Annotated in this window: 17 protein-coding genes; 8 read left to right on the forward strand and 9 right to left on the reverse strand. The window is 63.3% G+C overall.

All coding sequences use genetic code 11. The features are described 5' to 3' along the window. Positions 1–345: 345 nt before the first annotated feature. Complete coding sequence (locus tag DY201_RS21405; RefSeq protein WP_067964272.1) at positions 346–612, reverse strand: SEL1-like repeat protein; 267 nt, start codon at positions 610–612, stop codon at positions 346–348. Positions 613–1050: 438 nt separating this feature from the next. Here DY201_RS21405 and DY201_RS21410 point away from each other — a divergent pair, with 438 nt between their 5' ends. Further along, entirely contained in the window at positions 1051–1392 is a 342-nt protein-coding gene (locus DY201_RS21410; RefSeq protein ID WP_067964273.1) for a DUF2147 domain-containing protein, read from the forward strand. A gap of 91 nt (positions 1393–1483) precedes the next feature. Here DY201_RS21410 and DY201_RS21415 read toward each other — a convergent pair whose 3' ends face one another. After that, positions 1484–2206, reverse strand: a complete 723-nt coding sequence (locus tag DY201_RS21415) for a glutathione S-transferase family protein (protein ID WP_115732960.1) — start codon at positions 2204–2206, stop codon at positions 1484–1486. Between the two features lie 370 nt (positions 2207–2576). On the opposite strand from DY201_RS21415, the gene DY201_RS21420 reads away from it, so the two are divergent. After that, positions 2577–2771, forward strand: coding sequence for a hypothetical protein (locus DY201_RS21420; protein ID WP_115732961.1), 195 nt, complete (start codon positions 2577–2579; stop codon positions 2769–2771). Between the two features lie 64 nt (positions 2772–2835). Then, positions 2836–4338: an AMP nucleosidase gene (locus DY201_RS21425; protein WP_115732962.1), complete on the forward strand. Its 1503-nt coding sequence runs from the start codon at positions 2836–2838 to the stop codon at positions 4336–4338. A 23-nt stretch (positions 4339–4361) separates the two neighbouring features. On the opposite strand, the gene DY201_RS21430 is transcribed toward DY201_RS21425, so the two are convergent. Then, positions 4362–5522 (reverse strand): hypothetical protein, encoded by a 1161-nt coding sequence (locus tag DY201_RS21430; RefSeq protein WP_115732963.1) that lies wholly within the window; start codon positions 5520–5522, stop codon positions 4362–4364. Positions 5523–5651: 129 nt separating this feature from the next. Next, on the reverse strand, positions 5652–6254 hold the full coding sequence (locus tag DY201_RS21435; RefSeq protein ID WP_115732964.1) for a DUF922 domain-containing Zn-dependent protease: 603 nt from the start codon (positions 6252–6254) through the stop codon (positions 5652–5654). Between the two features lie 218 nt (positions 6255–6472). Between DY201_RS21435 and DY201_RS21440 the strand changes: the two genes are divergently transcribed. Continuing rightward, positions 6473–7507: an endonuclease/exonuclease/phosphatase family protein gene (locus DY201_RS21440; protein ID WP_245432063.1), complete on the forward strand. Its 1035-nt coding sequence runs from the start codon at positions 6473–6475 to the stop codon at positions 7505–7507. 70 nt (positions 7508–7577) lie between these two features. Here the strand turns inward: DY201_RS21440 and DY201_RS21445 are convergent, their stop codons facing one another. Then, positions 7578–9260 (reverse strand): electron transfer flavoprotein-ubiquinone oxidoreductase, encoded by a 1683-nt coding sequence (locus DY201_RS21445; protein ID WP_115732965.1) that lies wholly within the window; start codon positions 9258–9260, stop codon positions 7578–7580. A gap of 253 nt (positions 9261–9513) precedes the next feature. Here DY201_RS21445 and DY201_RS21450 point away from each other — a divergent pair, with 253 nt between their 5' ends. Both DY201_RS21450 and DY201_RS21455 read left to right on the forward strand, forming a co-directional pair. After that, positions 9514–10167 carry a hypothetical protein gene (locus DY201_RS21450; RefSeq protein WP_115732966.1) on the forward strand — a complete coding sequence of 218 codons (654 nt, stop codon included), beginning with the start codon at positions 9514–9516 and terminating at the stop codon, positions 10165–10167. Positions 10168–10203: 36 nt separating this feature from the next. Further along, positions 10204–11070, forward strand: a complete 867-nt coding sequence (locus DY201_RS21455; protein ID WP_115732967.1) for a uracil-DNA glycosylase — start codon at positions 10204–10206, stop codon at positions 11068–11070. Between the two features lie 45 nt (positions 11071–11115). Here DY201_RS21455 and DY201_RS21460 read toward each other — a convergent pair whose 3' ends face one another. Further along, positions 11116–11520: a hypothetical protein gene (locus tag DY201_RS21460; protein WP_115732968.1), complete on the reverse strand. Its 405-nt coding sequence runs from the start codon at positions 11518–11520 to the stop codon at positions 11116–11118. Between the two features lie 135 nt (positions 11521–11655). Between DY201_RS21460 and DY201_RS21465 the strand changes: the two genes are divergently transcribed. Continuing rightward, positions 11656–12450, forward strand: a complete 795-nt coding sequence (locus DY201_RS21465; RefSeq protein WP_115732969.1) for a helix-turn-helix domain-containing protein — start codon at positions 11656–11658, stop codon at positions 12448–12450. Here DY201_RS21465 and DY201_RS21470 read toward each other — a convergent pair. From DY201_RS21470 to DY201_RS21480, 3 genes are all read right to left on the reverse strand, one after another. Then, positions 12428–13435, reverse strand: coding sequence for a Stealth CR1 domain-containing protein (locus DY201_RS21470; protein ID WP_115732970.1), 1008 nt, complete (start codon positions 13433–13435; stop codon positions 12428–12430). The genes DY201_RS21465 and DY201_RS21470 overlap by 23 nt on opposite strands. Positions 13436–13515: 80 nt before the next feature. Continuing rightward, the gene (locus DY201_RS21475; RefSeq protein ID WP_115732971.1) at positions 13516–14463 is read right to left on the reverse strand and encodes a DMT family transporter; all 948 of its coding nucleotides are present in this window, start codon (positions 14461–14463) and stop codon (positions 13516–13518) included. Next, entirely contained in the window at positions 14460–16769 is a 2310-nt protein-coding gene (locus tag DY201_RS21480) for a xanthine dehydrogenase family protein molybdopterin-binding subunit (RefSeq protein WP_115732972.1), read from the reverse strand. Before DY201_RS21480 ends, DY201_RS21475 begins: the two co-directional genes overlap by 4 nt. Positions 16770–16918: 149 nt before the next feature. On the opposite strand from DY201_RS21480, the gene pepN reads away from it, so the two are divergent. Then, a complete protein-coding gene (gene pepN, locus DY201_RS21485; protein ID WP_115732973.1) occupies positions 16919–19564 on the forward strand; it encodes an aminopeptidase N in 2646 nt (881 codons plus the stop codon). Positions 19565–19807 lie beyond the last annotated feature (243 nt).

Genomic DNA, 19807 nt, shown 5'->3' on the forward strand with positions numbered 1-19807 from the left:
TGCCACCCCCAATTTTCTGATTTTGCCAGGCAACGATAGCATGCTTCAACAACAACGAAAAAGCCGCGCCGATCTTATGGTGATCGGTCGCGGCTTTTGTCGTGGAGAGTGCCGCGAGCATCTTCGGCCCGTCGGACATCCGCCTGCCCTGTCTAACTCGGTCTAGCTTGTCCCGGACATGCTGGAGGTCATGTCCCCGTCGCGCCTGGCCTGTCCTTCAAACCGTCGCGTTGTTGTTATTGGAAACCGCCATTCAGGCGACCTCGGTCTTCCCCCCGGAAGCAGTTCTTGGGGTGGCGCATGATGCTTTCCGAAAATCCAAGCCGATTTTCGGGGGTCATGCACTCAGTGCATCGTCATCCATTCGCGGGCTTCGCGGAGCGCCTTGACGATGTCGAGCTTGGACATCGTGCCGGAGAGCTCCGAGCGCAGGGCCGCGGCGCGGGCCGAGCCCTTGATTGCGGCGATGTTGAACCATTTGTGGGCGGCAACCACGTCGACCTCGCAGTCGCGGCCGGTCGCATACATCATGCCGAGTTCGAGAAGAATGTCGGCCTGAGCGGTGGTTCCCATCGCGCCGAAGCCAGCGTCAAAGATTTCGAAACGTGCCATTTTCTTATCCCCTGCCTGTCTCCTGAGAGCCGGCCCGCTGGTGTTCCGGAGCTGCCCTTTCGATGCTTCCGAGAATGCCGGGGAGCCTTGAATCCGCCGTTAAATGGCGTGCTTAACTCGAAGAAAACAAACTGAAAACAAAGGGTAAAGCTCGGGATTCGTTAAGGATAGGAGTCCTTGCGCCGGCTGGAATTTCAAGAAAATGCGATGAAAATTCTGCAGTTGCGGGATAAGTCTTTGATAACCACGCGACACATTGATCCGCAGCCAATGATGAACTTTGTCGTCCAAGCGACGCGATCTGGGGGTCTTAAAAAGGCTCAGAACTTCCCCTGCGGCACCACTTTCGTTTTGCCGACGGCTGCATTACGCTTACGTTTGCGTAAACGTCAGGCAGGGAGAGTGCCTGTCGGCAACATTTCAACCGGGAGGACTTCAATGCTTCGCAAGATGAGCCTGGCCATCGCGGCCACCCTGATGATGGCGGGTGCTGCCTATGCCGACCCGATCGAAGGCAACTGGAAGACGGAAGCCGGATCGACTGCCGCGATCACGCCTTGCGGCGGCGGTTTCTGCATCACGCTGAAGGACGGCAAGCACGCCGGCAAGAAGATCGGCACGTTCAATGCCAATGGCGGCACCTATGCCGGCAAGATCACCGATCCGGCCAATGACAAGACCTATACCGGCAAGGCTTCGGTCGCCGGCTCGACGCTCAAGATGAGCGGCTGCGTACTCGGCGGCCTGATCTGCAAGACGCAGAACTGGAAGAAGCTGTAAGGACGGAAAGCGAATAGCCAATAGTGAGATCAAGGGGAGGCAGTGCCGGCAGGCGCTGCCTCCCCTATTCGTTTGTGCGCTGTTTGCTCGGTCAGGCCCTGGCGCGCTGGCCGAACAGCACCTTCTGCGCTTCCTTGTCGTCGGCGAGGTTACGGCGGTGGTCCTCGCCGACAGCCAGGCCACGGGCGACGGCCGGGCGGGCCAGCAGCGTGTCGAACCAGCGCTTGAGATGCGGGAAGTCCTCGAGATCCTGGCCCTGGTTCTTGTAGGGCTTGACCCAGCCAAGCGAGGCGATGTCGGCGATCGAATAGTCGCCCGCCAGGAACTCGCGATCGGCGAGGCGTTTGTTCATCACGCCATAGAGCCGGTTGACCTCATTGGTGTAGCGGTCGATGCCATAGGTGATCTTCTCCGGCGCGTATTGCCGGAAGTGATGCGCCTGGCCGGCCATCGGCCCCAGCCCGCCAACCTGCCAGAACAGCCATTGATCGACCTCGGCGCGGCCGCGCTCGTCGGCCGGATAAAGCTTGCCGAACTTGCGGCCGAGATACTGCAGGATCGCACCGGATTCGAAGATCGAGATCGGGGCGCCGCCCCACTTGCCGTCTGATGTCGGCCCTTCCGGATCGATGATCGCCGGCATGCGGTTGTTGGGCGCGATCTTGAGAAATGACGGCTCGAACTGCTCACCCTTGCCGATGTTGATGTATTTGACCGTGTAGGGAACGCCGAGTTCCTCCAGCATGATCGAAATCTTCCAGCCATTGGGCGTGGGCCAGTAATAGAGTTCGATCGGCAATGTCTGACTGGTCATTCCGCAGTCTCCGTTGGTGAGCAATGCTCTGGAGATATGCGCAGCGGGGCGAAACACAACCCTGCAGACACATTAAGGCCCGTCAATAAATTTGAACCGAAGATGAACGGAGGTCTCAGAACCCGTTCAGTCGCAGCTTGGCATAGTCCGATCCATCGAAGGGGAAAGACACCAATGCTCGCTCGCCGGTTCACCATCGTCTGTCTGCTGAGTGCCTTGTTCGGGATCATGTTCGCAACGCTGGTGGCAGAGACCAGCCGTCCGGCGCGATCCTGGGAAATCGACAGCCTCGTGCCTTGTGCCATCGAAAACGGAATGACCTGCACACCGAAGTAACCACCAAACGCAAATCCAGAAAGAAGCAACGCCAATGACCCGCACCGCAACCCAGATCATCAAGACGCTCCGGCTCCTGCCGCGCGCCGCCATGATCCTGATGGTCCTTGCCGCTCCGGTGCTGGCCGTTCCGCAGCTTCGCGCCGACAATGGCAGCACCATCGAAGCACCTGCCGCCCGCAAGAGCGGCGTCGGCTTCGTCCTCCTGGTCAGCCTGCAGCGCACCTGAGAGATTTGAAAGGGCGTGCCGCGACACCTCTCGCAGCCGTCATAATTGATCTCTATAATAGGTCATGGAAAAGCGAATCTATCCTCAACTTATCGAATCGATCTCTTCACCGCTGCCGTTTCCACGGCAGAGCTTTACTGATGCTGACGAGGCGGTCGCTGCCTTGCTGGCGCTTTACGAGCGCAACACCGCCTTCCTGCGCGATGCCTTCGCCTCGCTCGCAGCCGGCGCCGACACCAATGTAAGGTTCCGCGCCTGCTATCCCGAAGTCGGTGTCACCACGACATCCTATTCGCAGGTCGACTCGCGCCAGGCCTATGGCCACATGCCGACGCCGGGACATTTCTCGACGACGATCACCCGGCCGGACCTGTTCAAGAGCTACCTCACCGAACAGCTCAAGCTGATCATGCGCAACCATGGCGGCCCGGTGACGGTTTCGGAATCGACGACACCGATCCCGTTGCATTTTGCCTTCCTTGAGGGCACCCATGTCGACGGTGCCGCCGCCGACCGCATCCAGCGGCCGATCCGCGACCTGTTCGACGTACCTGATCTCGACGGCACCGACGATCATATCGCCAACGGCACGTTCGAGATCATGCCCGGCGAATCGAGGCCGCTGGCCGTGTTCACTGCCCAGCGCATCGACTATTCGCTGCACCGGCTGGCGCATTACACGGCGACGACGCCGCATCATTTCCAGAACTTCGTGCTGTTTACCAACTACCAGTTCTACATCGACGAGTTCGTCGTTTTGGCCCGGGACCTGATGGCCAAGGGCGGCGGCGGCTATACGGAATTCGTCGAGCCGGGTGGCGTGGTGACCAAAGCAGGCGAGTCTGCACCGTCGGAAGGCACCCCCGCCGCGCGGCTGCCGCAGATGCCGGCCTACCACCTGAAGAAGGCTGGCCATGCCGGCATCACCATGGTCAATATCGGCGTCGGTCCCTCCAACGCCAAGACCATCACCGACCACATCGCCGTGCTCAGGCCCCATGCCTGGCTGATGCTCGGCCACTGCGCCGGCCTGCGCAACACCCAGGCGCTGGGCGACTATGTGCTGGCGCATGCCTATGTCCGCGAGGACCATGTGCTCGACGACGACCTGCCGGTGTGGATCCCGATCCCGCCGCTGGCCGAGGTGCAGGTGGCGCTGCAGGAGGCGGTCGCGGAAGTAACCGGCCTGTCCGGCTACGATCTCAAGCGTATCATGCGGACGGGAACCGTCGCCACCATCGACAACCGCAACTGGGAACTGCGCGACCAGCGCGGGCCGGTGCAGCGGCTGTCGCAATCGCGCGCCATTGCCCTCGACATGGAATCGGCAACGATCGCCGCCAACGGCTTCCGTTTCCGCGTGCCTTACGGCACCTTGCTGTGTGTTTCCGACAAGCCGCTGCATGGCGAGCTCAAGCTGCCGGGAATGGCGACGGAGTTCTATAAGCGGCAGGTGGCGCAACATCTGACCATCGGCATACGCGCGATGGAGAAGCTGGCCGAAATGCCCAATGAGCGGCTGCATTCGCGCAAGCTGCGCAGTTTCGCCGAGACGGCATTCCAGTAGGTCCGGGACCGGTCGGCCGCAGGCTAATGCTTGCGGCCGAAAACGGCGGTGCGCCTGACAAAGCCGCCGCCGAAGCGCGGCGGCGATGCGGGCGACGGCTCGTCCGAGCCGCCCTCGCCCTTGCGGTAAAGCTGCAGGCTGTTGCCCACTGATTTGGCCGTACGCTCCTTCTGCTCCCAATCGGCGATCAGTTCGCGCCGCTTGGCCCTGTCCGGTTCGAGAGCGGCGGCGACGCTGCGCATGCCGCCTGATATCAGCGTGCGCGTCTCGTGTTCCATCGTGGTGTAACTGTGCTGCCGGGAGAAGCGCAGGGTCAGCGCGTAGCTGGGCTCACGCATGCCGATCGGGTGCTGCTCGGCAGACAGATGCCTGACACGATAGGAATAGTCGCCGTTTTCCGGACCGAAGGTCTCGTCGTCGGGGACGATGTAGCCATTGGGCAAAATGGCAACGCGCATGAAAGCCAGTGCGGCATCATAGAGATCGATCCAAGGAATGGGCGCCGGCGCGACATAGACTTCGCGGCCGATATAATCGGCACCGCCCAGGGTCAGCAGACCGGCTGGCGTCTCGTTGAAGCCCGGCACGGGCTCGCCGGCGAAAAGCTTGGGATGAACGGTCAGCATGCTGGGCTGCGGCTGGTCCAGAAACGCCGTGAACTGCTCTCCGGCGATGAGCATGTTGTTCTGGGTCCAGTGGATGGCGCTGGCAGGCTGGACCTTGAGAAGGTGGCGGCAGACTTCGCCGAGGATTTCGACGCGCATGTTGAACTCGCGCAGCGTCGCACCGGGGCGCTGCATGCCGATCTGGCTGAAGAAGCCCGCAACTTCAGCGTTGTCGGTGACGCCGCCCATGACGCCATGGTGGACCTCGACAAGGACATGCGCGGTGTGCCGGCGCACGCGCTCCCTGGCATCCGGCATCAGAAGGGTCGTGACCGCAGAGCCGAGCGTCGGGGCAAAGACCGCCGCATCGGCGGGCCGCGGAAAATAGGTGACCAGGATCCGGAACTCGCCCGGCCCCATCATCAGGACGAAATGACGGTCCTCCTGGACGACCTTCAGCGGCAGCTGGTTGTTGAGCGTCGCCGCACGAAAGGCGTTGAGATGCAGCGACGGATAAATTGCGTCGCCGCCCTCATAGAGGATCGCTGCCTGGATATTGTTGGTGTACCTGCCGGTCATGGTTGCACCTCGCGTCAAGGCAACGGTGCCATTTGGCCGCAAAAGCAAGGTTAACTTCCAGCGCAACCACAAGCTGTGGTTAAGAATCCCCTTGCGTCAGGCAGACCCCGAGTACGATGGCCGGCAGCACTACTGCCCGTTGACGAAGGACAGGATAAGGCGATGGACGTTGCCGCCATCGTTGAGCTCGACGCGGTCGAAGTCGCTGCTCTGCTGGCGCTGCGCCAGAGACGCCTCCGAAAGAGGCTTGATGATCTCCTGCCTGATCTTCCTGCAGCCGGGGTCGCCGGGCACCGAGAGGCCGATCGTGGCTCGCTCGATGGTCGCCACCATGTCCTTGATCATCTGGCCGTGCACCAGTTCGTGGCGGCGGACGCCTTCGTAAAAGACATCCCAGCGCTGCTTCAGCCCGTCCGGCAAGCGTCCGGCCGGCTTGGGCAAGGTGTAGGTGATGATCAGCCTGGGCTTGGCCGAGACCAGCGTGCAGGCGTCGCCTTGCGGCACGTAGCTGCGTTGCCAGGTGAGCTTGAAATTGGTGTGCGCGATGGCGCGGCCGATGCCGGCCTTCGGGCCGCGCTCGCCGATCGAGGCGTAGAGCTCGGGGGCCGTGGTTCCCGAGATTGCATAGGTCTTGACCTGCTCGACGACCTGTCCGTCGGCCTGCGCGGCAAACGGGGTCATGACGATCAGCGCCGCACATGCACGCAGCCAGCGATGGTCGGTCGATTTCATTCAATACTCCGCAAGGCCAATGGCACCACATGCGCATCGATGCCGGTTTCGGGTGCCATCGGTCTCACGAGTCGCCCGGTATTTCAACCGAGGTGACGGGCCTGGCCAGCCGGCACGGCCATGCCGAGGGAGCTTTCCCGCAAAGCGTAAGCGGCCCATAATCGATCATCCCGTGATCGATCATCAAGGGGCCGTATTTGTTGCTACATGAAATCAGGATGACGACGTTTTACAGATTGGGCAGGATCGCCTGCTTCCTGGCGATGATGATCTTGTCGGTGCCGCTGGTCGCCGGCTTCTTCGGCGCCTGGCATCCGGCGCTCGACTCGTTTGCGCATTTCAGGGTGCATCTGGCGGTGGCGATGATGCTGGCAGCACTGCCGCTGCTCTTGACCTCGCTGCGCTGGCAGGGCGTTGCCGCCCTGGCATTTGGTGCCGCAGCCCTTTCGACCACCTCCAGTTCGCTGCCTTTGCCTGGGCTCGGGCCGGTGCATGCCGCGTTTCAGCCGCGCGCCGAAGGCAGGCCAATCTACAAGATGCTGCAGATGAACCTGCGCTTCAAGAACACCGAGCCTGAGAAGGTGCTGTCGCTTGTCGGTCGCTGGCAGCCCGACGTCATCACCTTCCAGGAAGTGTCGGCGATGTGGGAAGGCAAGCTGAAGCCGCTGTTCGCACGCTACCCCTACCGGATGATGTGCCCCTATCCGAACGGCATCTTCGGCGTGGCCATCCTGTCGCGGCGGCCATTTGCCGAAGGCAGCGCGCCGCAATGTTTCGGCGAAGGCGCGCTCGCCGTTGCAAGCGTCGATTTCGGCGGCCGGGCAAGCGATGTCGTGTCCATCCATCTCGGCTGGCCGTGGCCGTTCGAGCAGTCCAGGAAAATCGATGAATTGGGCGGCAATCTCGCCGCCCTCGGCCAGAATGCCATTCTCGGCGGCGACTTCAACGCCACGCCATGGAGTGCCGCGGTCGCCCGTGTCGCCCGGCTCGGCGGGCTGACTTTGATGCCGGCCGCCGGCCGCACCTGGCTGACCTTCATGCTGCCCGACTTCATGCGCTTCGCCGGGCTGACCATCGACCATGTCATGGCCAAGGGCGACGTGCTCGTCCACGCAGTGACGATGGGCGAGGATGCCGGCTCGGACCATCGCCCGCTGCTTGTCGAGTTCTCGTTCCGTGACACGGCGACCCATCCGGAAGACAGCGAAACCGAGACGGTGGCGACCCAAAGCGCAGCGGCACCCCACAGCTGAACGCAACGGCCCGGAAGTCAGGAGACTTCCGGGCCGTTTCATTTGTCAGCTGGAGGCCAGGCGGCCCCGATCACATATTGGGATAGACCGGCCCCTCGCCGCCCTGCGGCGGCACCCAGTTGATGTTCTGGTTGGGGTCCTTGATGTCGCAGGTCTTGCAGTGGACGCAGTTCTGCGCGTTGATGACGAACTTGGCGTCGGCATGGCCGGGATCGCCGGCGATCGAATTGCCGTCCTTGTCGACCCACTCATAGACGCCGGCCGGGCAGTAGCGGCTCGAAGGGCCGGCGAAGACGCCGTATTCCGAGCGCTTCTGCAGTTCCATGTCCTTGACCTGGAGGTGGACCGGCTGGTCTTCCTCGTGGTTGGTGTTGGACAGGAACACCGACGACAGGCGATCGAAGGTCAGCACGCCGTCCGGCTTGGGGTAGTCGATCTTCTTGTGCTTGGAGGCCGGCTCGAGCGCCTGGGCGTCCGTCTTGCCGTGCTTCAGCGTGCCGAAGGGCGAGACGCCGAACAGCGTGTTGAGCCACATGTCGAGGCCGCCGAGGCTGACGCCGAGGATGGTGCCGAAGCGCGACCACAGCGGCTTGACGTTGCGGACCTTCTTCAGATCCTTGCCGATGTCGGTCGAACGCCAGGCGGCTTCGTAGGTGGCGAGCTCGTCATTGGCGCGGCCGGCGCCGATGGCCTCGGCGACATGCTCGGCAGCGAGCATGCCCGACAGCACGGCGTTGTGCGAACCCTTGATGCGCGGGACGTTGACCAGGCCGGCCGAGCAGCCCATCAAAACACCACCGGGGAACGACAGCTTCGGCACCGACTGGTAGCCGCCCTCAGTGATGGCACGGGCGCCATAGGACAGGCGCTTGGCGCCGTCGAAGGTGTGGCGGATCGCCGGATGCGTCTTGAAGCGCTGGAATTCGTCGAAGGGCGAGAGATACGGGTTCTTGTAGTTGAGGTGGACGACGAAGCCGACCGCAACCATGTTGTCTTCGAGATGATAGAGGAACGAACCGCCGCCGGTCTTGAAGTCGAGCGGCCAGCCGAAGGAATGCTGGACGAGGCCCGGCTTGTGATGCTCGGGGGCGACCTGCCACAGTTCCTTGAGGCCGATGCCGAATTTCTGCGGCTCCTTGCCGGCGCCGAGGTCGTATCTGGCGATCAGCTGCTTGGCGAGCGAGCCGCGGGCGCCCTCGCCGATCAAGACGTATTTGCCCATCAGCGCCATGCCGGGCGCAAAGGACGGGCCGTGCGAGCCGTCGCGCTCGACGCCCATATCGCCGGTGTAGACGCCGGTGACGGCACCTTCGTCGTTGTAGAGGAGGCCAGCGGCGGCGAAGCCGGGATAGATCTCGACGCCGAGCGCCTCGGCCTTGGTCGCCAGCCAGCGGCAGACATTGCCGAGCGAGACGATGTAGTTGCCGTGATTGCTCATCAGCGGCGGCATGAACATGTTCGGCAGCTTGACCGAACCGGCTGGGCCGAGGACGAGGAAGTGGTCGTCGGTGACGGGCGTCTTGAACGGATGGTCGCTGTCCTCGCGCCAGTCGGGCAGCAGGCGGTCGATACCGATCGGATCGACGACCGCACCCGAAAGGATGTGGGCACCGACTTCGCCGCCCTTTTCGAGCACGACGACGGAGAGTTCGGGATTGACCTGCTTGAGCCGGATCGCCGCTGCCAGACCTGCCGGGCCGGCGCCGACGATCACAACGTCGAATTCCATGCTCTCGCGTTCGATATCGCTCATCAATCCCTCCGCGTTGGCTGGCCCTGTCCCAAGGGCAATCTGTAGCTAGCTAGGCGCTGCATAGCGCATCGTTGGCAAACGTCAAACGGACCAATCCGCACATCGGCTGTTTGGTCTATTGATGCTGCTCCGGACGATGAAATATCTTACGTTGACGTAAAGGTCAAAAGATTTCACCTTTCGGCTGTGCGTTATGGCCCGTACTGTCACAAAACAGGTGTTGTTCAACAGCCTTTTCGTCCATTGATTCTACATGCGCCAACACGTGCCCTGCAGGACCGGACTGGAGCGCCTTCACCCCAAACGCCACATCCTGGCTGGGGCTGCCCTTCTTATTGCGACATGTCTTGTCAGCGAAGGTCGCTCGCAGGAGACCGAGGCCGATCAAAAGGTCTGGAATGCCGGCCCCTACTCGTTTTCCGACGAGCTCGGCGGCTTCAAGATCACCGGCGTTTCTGGAACGGGCACCAGGGAAGATCCGTTCGTCATAAGGGAAGAACTGGAATCGGCGACGCCGGTGACGCTGACAATCCGCACGATCCGGCCCATCCGCCCCTTCGACAGTTCGGGCCTTTATGCCAATGGCATCATGTTCATGCGCATCGAGGCGCTGAACAACAGCGGCCAGGCCTGGGTGGAGTTCGAGTTCGAACTGCAGGAACAGCAGGGCCAGGCCAGCGTGTTTGGCGACGGGCTGTCCTTCGACCAGCGCCGCACCGATAACGTCGACATCTCCTCCGACAGCTTCGCCCAGTACAGCCGCGACTTCGAGCCCTATGACCGGCTGCGCTACATAGAAGGCAAGGTCGACCCGCTCGCTATCTCCGGTTTCAACTTCCTGGTCACCGACTACACCCCACGCTGGCGCTTTTATCTGGTGCAGGACCCGCGCATTCCTTCCTCGTGAACTTGCAAATCGGCGGCGTAACGCCGAAACTGCGGCATGGCCTCAATTTCGGGAAACGAACCTCCGGATCTGCGCGATCTGCTCGCCTTCTATGCGGCAGCGGGCGTCGACGATGCGCTTGTCGACGACCCCATCGACAGGTTTGCGGAAAACGCCCAGCGGCAGGCGGCCCCGGCAAGACAGGCGGCACAGACGGTACAGGCTGGAGAGGGCAGCGCATCGCGCCCCGGCGCAGACAGATCGGCACCGCCGCCGCCACAGCGGCCCGCGATTGCCACTGTTCCCGACGAGGTGCAGGCCGCTGCGGCACGCGAGCTTGCCTCCAAGGCAGCAACGCTCGATGAACTCAAGCAGATCATGGCAGGGTTCGACGGCTGCAATCTCAAGGCCACCGCCAAGAGCATGGTCTTTGCCGACGGCAACCCTGAAGCCGATTTGATGCTGGTGGGCGAAGCGCCCGGCCGCGACGAGGACCTCGAGGGCCTGCCGTTTGTCGGCCGGTCCGGCCAGTTGCTCGACCGCATCCTTGCGGCGATCGGGCTCGACCGGAAATCGGCCTACATTGCCAATGTGATCCCGTGGCGCCCGCCCGGCAACCGCACGCCGACACCGCATGAAACCGAAATCTGCCGGCCGTTCGTCGAACGCCAGATAGCGCTTGCCAGGCCCAAGGTGCTGGTAACCCTGGGCGGCCCGTCGGCCAAGCTGCTGGTCGGTTCACAGGACGGAATTCTGAGGCTGCGCGGCAGCTGGAAAAGCCATGTGACGGCTGATGGCACTGTCATCCCGGTCATGCCGACGCTGCACCCGGCCTATCTGTTGAGAAATCCCGCCCACAAGAAACTTGCGTGGCGGGATTTCCTGGAAGCCAAGGCGAAGCTGCGGGAGCTGGGCAGCCTCTAGTTTTCTGTCGCGGAGAGCCGCTCCGCAGCTTTCCCCGATGCGATCTCAGGCAGTGGCCGCAACCGCAGCGGCGCGGCGGATTCCGATGAACTGCAGTTCAGCGAAGACCGCGACCGCCAGCGCCTGGCCCACCACGAAGGCGATGCCGAGTGCATTCGGCGCAACCACGCCGCTGAGCAGCAGGCCGAAGCTGCCGACGACCCAGAGAGCGTTGATGGCGATGATGTCGATCATGACAAGCTTCGACACCGTGGCGCGGCGGGCGATGACCACCAGCATGGCAACGAAAGGCAAAAGGATAAGGCCTGCCCAGAACAGCAGTTCGGCCGGAAGTTCGAGCAGCGGCGACAGCAGAGGCGCACCGAGCATCATGAGCAGACCGGCCGCGCCGCTGATCAGCGCATCAGCATGGAGGACGCTGCGAAAGAAGGGAGTGACGGTGATCGACATGGCGAAAGCTCCTGTTTCAGCTTGTGGAGGCTGTCTGCGACCGCCTTCCTGAAACCGAACATCCCACCGCCCCCGATCCAAGGCGATTACGCTAGAGGTAATAGCAATCAGAATTCGTTTGCTTAGATTGACGGCATGACAACGACAAAGAACTCCATAGGCGACCTCATCCGCGAATGGCGCACCAGACGGCGCATGAGCCAGCTTGACCTCGCCATGGAAGCCGAAATCTCGCAGCGGCATCTGAGCTTCATGGAAAGCGGGCGCTCGGCGCCCTCGCGCGACATGGTGCTTCATCTTGCCGAACAGCTCGAGATCCCACTGCGCCAGCGCAACCAGATGCTGCTCGCCGCCGGTTATGCGCCGAGCTTCAGCGAAAAGCCGCTCGATCACCCTTCGCTGGCGCCGGCCATGGAGGCGGTGCGGATGGTGCTGAAGGGGCATGAGCCCTACCCCGCCATCGCAGTCGACCGGCACTGGAACCTGATCGAAGGCAATGCAGCGCTCGGCCCGATGCTCGCAGGCGTCGATGCCGCGCTGCTCGAGCCGCCGGTCAATGTGCTCAGGCTCAGCCTGCACCCCAAGGGCGTGGCGCCACGCATCGTCAACCTTCATGAATGGCGCTCGCATCTGCTCGAGCGGCTCAAACACCAGAACGACACGGCAGGCGATCCGGTGCTGAAGGCACTGGAGCAGGAGTTGCTGACCTATCCCGACGGGCCGCGAACCGGGCGCCCGATGCAGGCCGACCCGCTGGCGATCGCCCATCCGCTGCGGCTGCGCGTGGGTGACGATGTGCTGTCCTTCATCAGCACGATCACCGTGTTCGGCACGCCGCTCGACGTGACCTTGTCGGAAATCGCCATCGAGTCGTTTTTCCCGGCCGACGAAGAGACGGCAGCACGGCTCAGGTGCCTGACCGTTCAGTAAGTTCAAGCCCGATCTCGCGACGAGCCTTTTCGAACGGCGCCGGCTCTGGAAAGATCGCCCCCAGGGCCGCCTGCATCTCCAAAGCCCTCACCGCAGCGCGTGCATCGTCGTCGATCTCGTCATTGAGGCAGAAGAAGGCTGGCGGCTGCCTGAGCAGTTGTGCCAGCGACCGGCTGAACGCATCGTCGTCCCTGACGGCAATGACATGCTCGCAGGTGAGTTTCACCTGCAGCGCGCCATCTGGTCGGCCGCGATCACGCTCGGGAACGGCATTGATGTAGAGCACCCGCGCCAACCCATCCGTTCGCTGGCGAAAACGATGCCGCGCGGTGCGGCGCAGCCAGAAGCCGAATTTGGCATTCAGCCAGGCCAGTCTGTCGCGTTCCATCAGCAGCGGGACATGCGGCGGGTAGGACCAGCGCCTGCGGCGGAAGGCCAGGCACAGCAGCAGGTTGTTGAACGCCAGCGTATGCCTGTAGCGGTCCGCCCACAGGCGAAACCGTGGCAGCCTCGCCGACATGACGTGAAGCCGGGACCTGCCATCGGGGGTGATGAATTCTTCGCGCGGCACGCTTTGGCCGACGAAGAAGTCGTCGTTGAAAAGCAGGAAGCGGTCGGCGACGCCTGCCCTGCCGATGCCATGGAGATTGGCCTCGATGGCACTGGAACTGAACACCGGCAGGCTGGACGGTTCGGCAAAGAAGTCGCCATGCGTGATCAGATTGATGCCGGGATGATCGAGGTCGAGCCATGACGGTACCTGGCCGTTGGTGACGAGGTGAATTGTCCGGACCCATGGCAGGTGGAAATGGATCGACCTTAGCGCATAACGCAGCTCGCCATTCTCGCGGTAGCGATAGGGGGCCGGCCTGAGCCAGGGCCGCTTCGGCCAGTGGCGCAGGAGACTGTCGCGATGGGCAGGGTCGCTGCCGTCGACCCACGGCATGACGACGTCGATGGGGTCGGAAAATTCGTTCAAAGCCATAGCTCGCCCTTTGACCGGAAATCGGTCGCCTCAGATCATTCCGAGGAGCGGGCAGGCTCCAGATGCATGGTCATCGCCCCTTACTGGGGCGACGACGCTTTCTTGACCGCCTGGCGTTCCAGGCCAAGGCGCTGTTCGCGCCAGATGATGAAGATACCGGCGGCGATGACGATGATGCCGCCGACAAGCGTGTGGATGGTCGGCAGGTCGCCGAAGACGAGATAGCCGACGGCAATGCCGAGCAGCAGGGATGTGTATTCAAAGGGCGCGACGGTCGACGCCTCGGCATGGCGGTAGGCCTCGGTCATGAACAGCTGGGCAATGCCGCCGCAGAAGCCACCGGTCACCAGCAGCGCAGTCTGCTGCCAGGTCAGCGACTGCCAGCCGAACGGGATGCTGAACAGGGCCATGACGCTGGCTGTCAGCGAAAACCACAGCACGATGGTTGCCGTGCGTTCGGTGTGGACGAGGTTGCGCACCAGCAGCATGGCGATGGCCGACAGGCCCGCGCCGATGATGGCGGCCAGCGCCCCCATCGCTGCCTTGTCGCTGACGCCGCCGGGCGACGTGAACAGCGTCAGGTTGGGCCATGACACGATCAACACACCGACGAGACCGACCGCGACCGCGGTCCAGCGATAGGCGCGAACATTTTCGCCAAGGATGAGCGCGCTGAAGACGACGACGAGCAGCGGCTGGGCATAGTTCAGCGTGATCGCCTCGGGCAGCGGCAACTGCGTCAGTGCGAAGAAGCCGAAGCCCATGGCGGTGACGCCGGCGAGCCCGCGCATGATGTGGCCGACCGGGCGCTTGGTGACGACCGCCGTGCGCAGTTCGCCACGGCAGGCGAGGAAGACCAGGATCGGAAAGATGGCGAAGAAGGAGCGGTAGAACACGATCTGGCCGGCAGGCACCTGGCCGGCCAGCTTGATGGCCGTCGACATGCCGACGAAGATCGCCACTGAAATGACCTTGAGCGCGATACCTGTAAGCGGCGACGACGCCGCCTGAACCACGTTTTGCTTCACTGCTGCCGTGCCGCCTCTATCGCCGCCCAGATGCGCAACGGCGTCGCAGGCATTTCAATGTGGGTGATGCCGTAGGCGCGGTAGAGCGCGTCGGTCACCGCGTTGAGTGCCGCCGGCGTCGCGCCGATGGTCCCCGCCTCGCCCGCGCCCTTCATGCCCATGGCATTGGTGGTCGAGGGCACGTTGCGCGTCTCGAAATGAAACGACGGCACGCTGTCGGCGCGCGGCATGGTGTAGTCCATGAAGCTGGCCGTCAGCAACTGGCCGTCCTCGCCGTAGACCGCCTCTTCCTGCAACGCCTGGCCGATGCCCTGAACGACGCCGCCATGGACCTGGCCGGCAAGCAGGATCGGGTTCACCGTAGCGCCGAAGTCGTCGACGATGGTGTAGGCGATGACCTCTGTCGTGCCGGTTTCCGGATCAATCTCGACTTCGCAGATGTGGGTGCCGTTCGGATAGGTCGCCTCGTCCTGAACAAATTCGCCCATCGCCTTGAGATCGTCGGGGTTTTTGGCCGCGGCGTGCAGTTCGGCGAAAGCCATGGCGCGGTCGGTGCCGACGATGCGCGCCTCGCCATTGCCGAGCTCGATGTCGGCGGCAGCGGCCTCGAGTTCGTCGGCGGCGATCCTCTTCAGCTTCTCGGCAAGGGCTGCACCGGCGCGGGATGCAGAAACGCCGCCGAGCGGGATCGAGCGCGAACCGCCGGTGCCGCCGCCCTTGGCAAGCTGGTCGGTATCGCCCTGGTGAACGCTGATGCTGGCGACGTCGAGATTGAGCTTTTCCGAGACGAACTGGGCATAGGCGGTGGCATGGCCCTGGCCGTTGGACTGGGTGCCGATGAAGACCGAAACGGTGCCGTCGGCGTTCAGCTCGACCCGCGCCGGCTCGGAGCCGGCAAAGGCGCAGGCTTCGATGTAGGTCGCCATGCCTATACCGCGGATTTTTCCACGGGACTGAGCTTCGGCGACGCGGTCGGGGAAGTTTGCCCAGCCGGCGCGCTGCATCGACAGGTCCATATGGGCCTGGAACTCGCCGACGTCGTAGAGCCGGCCGGTTTGCGTCCGGTACGGGAACTGCTCGGGGCGGATGAAGTTGCGGCGGCGGATCTCGTCGACCGACAGGCCGAGATCGCGGGCGCAGGCGTCAGTCAGCTTCTCGACCAAGAGCGCTGCTTCCGGGCGCCCTGCGCCACGATAGGCATCGACAGGACAGGTGTTGGTGTAGACACCCAGGATCGTCACGTCGAGCGCCTGGATGTCGTAGACGCCGGTCGACATGCTGGCGCCGATATGGGCGATGACAGGGCCATATTGCGAGACATAGGCGCCGAGATTGGAGAGCAGTTCGACGCGCAGGCCGAGAAAACGCCCGTTCTTGTCCATGGCCATCTCGGCCTTGACGACATTGTCGCGCCCTTGCGCATCGGTGAGGAAGTGCTCGGTTCGGTCGCTCGCCCATTTGACCGGCCGGCCAAGCCGCCTGGCCGCTTCCAGCACCAGCGCATGTTCGCGGTAGACGAAGGCCTTGGTACCGAAGCCGCCGCCGACATCGGGGGTGACGACGCGCAGCTTGTCGGCACTGATGCCGAAGACCTGGCCGGTCAGCACCGTGCGCATCGAATGCACGCCTTGCGAACCGGTGGTCAGCACGAAGCGGTCTTCGTCGTCACGCCATTCGCCGATCGCCGAGCGCGGCTCCATGTAGTTGCAGATCAGGCGGTTGTTGATGAATTCGACGCTGGTGACGTGATCGGCCCTGGCAAAGGCGCTGTCGGTCTTCGCCTTGTCGCCGAGATGATAGGTGAAGGCGCGGTTGGTGCCGAGTTCCGGCCACACCAGCGGCGCCTCGTCGTCAAGCGCGGTCGCGGTGTTGGCGGCGGCGTCCTCGCCGTCATAGTCGACTTCGATCAGTTCGGCGGCGTCCTGGGCGAGGGCACGGCTGTCGGCGACGATGAAGGCAACCGCATCGCCGACATAGTGGACCCGGTCACGGCACAGGATCGGAATGTCGCGCGTCGGCGCGCGCGTGCCGTCAGGCTGCTTCTGCATGACGGTCGACTTAAGATCGCCGAGATGGGCGACATCGGCACCTGACAGAACCAGCCGCACGCCAGGAGCGGCGCGGGCGTCGTCGAGTGAGCCGATCTTGAAGCTGGCCTTGGCGACGGGCGAGCGCAAGACATAGCCGTGCAGCTGGGAAGCGGCGGCGATGTCGTCGGTGTAGCGGCCCTTGCCGGTGATGAAGGCGCCGTCTTCTACACGCAATACGGACGCGCCCATTCCGAATTTCGGCGTGACGACTGTCATATCTGCCTCGTGAGGATTGGTGGGGAGCGCAGCGAATGTGCGGTCCTCAACAGTTTTGCCGAGGGGGCGTTTCGTGTAAAGAGCAGCGGCCGCATATTTATTCTGCCAGCATGCGGCCAGCATCCGGAAGTCGACAGGAAGGCCATCACATGCGCACTGACACTGGACAGGTGTTTCGTCTCGAAGACTACCGGCCCAGCGATTACCTGATCCCGAGAACCGAACTCGACTTCCGGCTCGGCGAAGACAGCACCAGGGTGGTGGCACGGCTGACGATCGAGCGGCGCGCCGGCATAGACAAGCCGGTGCAGCTCGAGCTCGATGGCGACGGCCTGACCATGCGCCGCATCGAGATCGATGGCCAGGCGGTCGACGCCGCCGACTTCGACGCGACGCCCGACCGGCTGGTCATCCACACGCCGCCGGCATCCGGCCGCTTCACGCTGCTGATCGAGACCGAGCTGGCGCCCTCGCGCAACGAGGCGCTGATGGGCCTCTACCGCTCGAGCAATGTCTACTGCACCCAGTGCGAGGCCGAGGGCTTCCGCCGCATCACCTATTTTCTCGACCGACCCGACGTCCTTTCGGTCTACACGGTGCGGATGGAGGCACAGCGTTCCGAGGCGCCGCTGCTGCTCTCCAATGGCAATCCGGTCGAGCATGGCGACCTCGCCGACGGCTGGCACTATGCCGTGTGGCACGATCCCTTCCCCAAGCCGTCCTATCTGTTTGCGCTGGTCGCCGGCGATCTCGGCTGTATCAAGGACCGCTTCGTCACCGGTTCCGGCAAGGAAGTGGAACTCGGCATCTATGTCGAGCACGGCAAGGAGAACCAGGCCGGCTACGCCATGGATTCGCTGCGCCGCTCGATGAAATGGGACGAGGAGGTGTTCGGCTGCGAATACGACCTCGACGTGTTCAACATCGTCGCCGTGTCCGATTTCAACATGGGCGCGATGGAAAACAAGGGCCTCAACATCTTCAACGACAAGTATGTGCTTGCCGACGAGGAGACCGCGACGGACACCGATTTCGCCAATATCGAGGCGATCATCGCGCATGAATATTTCCACAATTGGACAGGCAACAGAATCACTTGCCGGGACTGGTTCCAGCTCTGCCTCAAGGAAGGCCTGACGGTTTTCCGCGACCACGAGTTCTCCGCCGACCAGCGTTCGCGGCCGGTCAAGCGCATCGCCGAAGTGCGCACGCTGCGCGCGCACCAGTTCCCCGAGGACCAGGGTCCGCTCGCCCACCCGGTCCGCCCCAGGCGCTATCGCGAGATCAACAACTTCTACACGCCGACCGTCTACGAAAAGGGCTCGGAAGTGGTGCGCATGATCCGCACCATCCTGGGCGCCGAGACCTTCCGCCGTGGCATGGACCTCTATCTCGAGCGTCATGACGGCGATGCCGCCACCATCGAGGATTTCGTCAAGGTGTTCGAGGACGTGTCGGGCCGCGACCTGTCGCAATTCGCGCTCTGGTACCACCAGGCCGGCACGCCCAATCTGAGCGTGACGACCAAGCACAGCCCTGCCACCGCCGAGTTCATCATCGAGGTCGAGCAATCGGTGCCGCCGACGCCGTCGGAAAGCCGCAAGCGGCTGATGCACATCCCGCTTGCTTTCGGCCTGGTCGGCAGCGACGGCAAGGACATGGCCTTCGGCGCTGTCGAGGGCGCGACCGTCGAGGACGGCGTCATTCATGTCCGCAAGCGCAAGCATGTCGTGACCTTCTCTGGCGTCACCGAGCGGCCGGTGCTGTCGCTCAATCGCGGCTTCTCGGCGCCGATCACGCTGAGCATCGAGCAGCGCCCGGAAGACCAGATCTTCCTTGCCTCGCATGACAGCGACGCATTCTCGCGCTGGCAGGCGTTCAACACGCTCCTGACCGACGCGATCGTCGCTGCGTTCAGGAACATCCTCGGCGGCAAGCAACCGAAGTTCGCCACCGAGCTGACGGGACTGGCCGGACGCATCGCTGTCGACGGCTCGCTCGAGCATGCGTTCCGCGCTTTGGCGCTCGCCCTTCCCGGCGAAGCCGACATCGCCCGCGAGGTCGGCAAGAACATCGACCCCGATGCCATCTTCGCCGGACGCGAGGCGCTGGCGCGCAGCATCGCGCAGGCCAATGCAGGAGTCTTTTCGCAGCTTTACGACGATCTGCTGATGTCCGGTCCGTTCTCGCCGGATGCGGCGAGCGCCGGACGGCGGGCACTGCGCAACACGCTGCTCGACTATCTCGCGATCCTGCCTGACGGCGCGCAGCGCGCAGCAGCGCATTTCGCTTCGGCCAGCAACATGACCGACCGCGCCGCGGCCCTTGCCGTGCTGGCGCATCGCCATGCCGGCAGCGAGCAAACAAAGGCAGCACTTGCCGAATTCGACAAGCGATATCGCGGCGATCCGCTTGTGATGGACAAGTGGTTCATGATCCAGGCGACAGCGCCGGGCGCAGGCGCGGTCGAGGCGGTGCGGGCGCTGACCGAACATCCGGCCTTCTCGATCGCCAATCCCAACCGGGTGCGCTCGCTGATCGGCGGCTTTGCCAGCGCCAACCAGACCGGCTTCCATCGCGCCGACGGCGCCGGCTACACCTTCTTCACCGAGACGGTGCTGACCGTCGAAAAGCGCAACCCGCAGGTCGCGGCGCGCCTGGCAACGGCACTCCGCTCGTGGCGTTCGCTCGAGCCGAAGCGCCAGGCCAAGGCGCGCGATGCGTTGCTTGCGATGCAGGCCAAGGAAGGCCTGTCAGCCGACCTGCGCGACATCATCGAACGCACCCTGGCCTGATCAGGTCGGGCCGCTCGGGCAACGATATGTCTTCCGGAAGGCGGCAGCCCCTGAGATTCAGGCGCTGCCGCCTTCCTTTGACGCGCGATAGGCCGCAGCGGATCGGGCTGACTTTTAGTCGAACTTTAATCTTTTTCGCGCCGACCACTGGACAAGGCGAATCAGCTTTGATTCTTTAGTGACGATTCGGATGTTCGGCGTATGCCGGATCGACCTACCAGGAAACGGGATTTGGGGAGCCAT

Origin of the sequence: Aminobacter aminovorans, from assembly GCF_900445235.1 — a bacterium.
GTDB classification, from domain to species: Bacteria; Pseudomonadota; Alphaproteobacteria; order Rhizobiales; family Rhizobiaceae; genus Aminobacter; species Aminobacter aminovorans.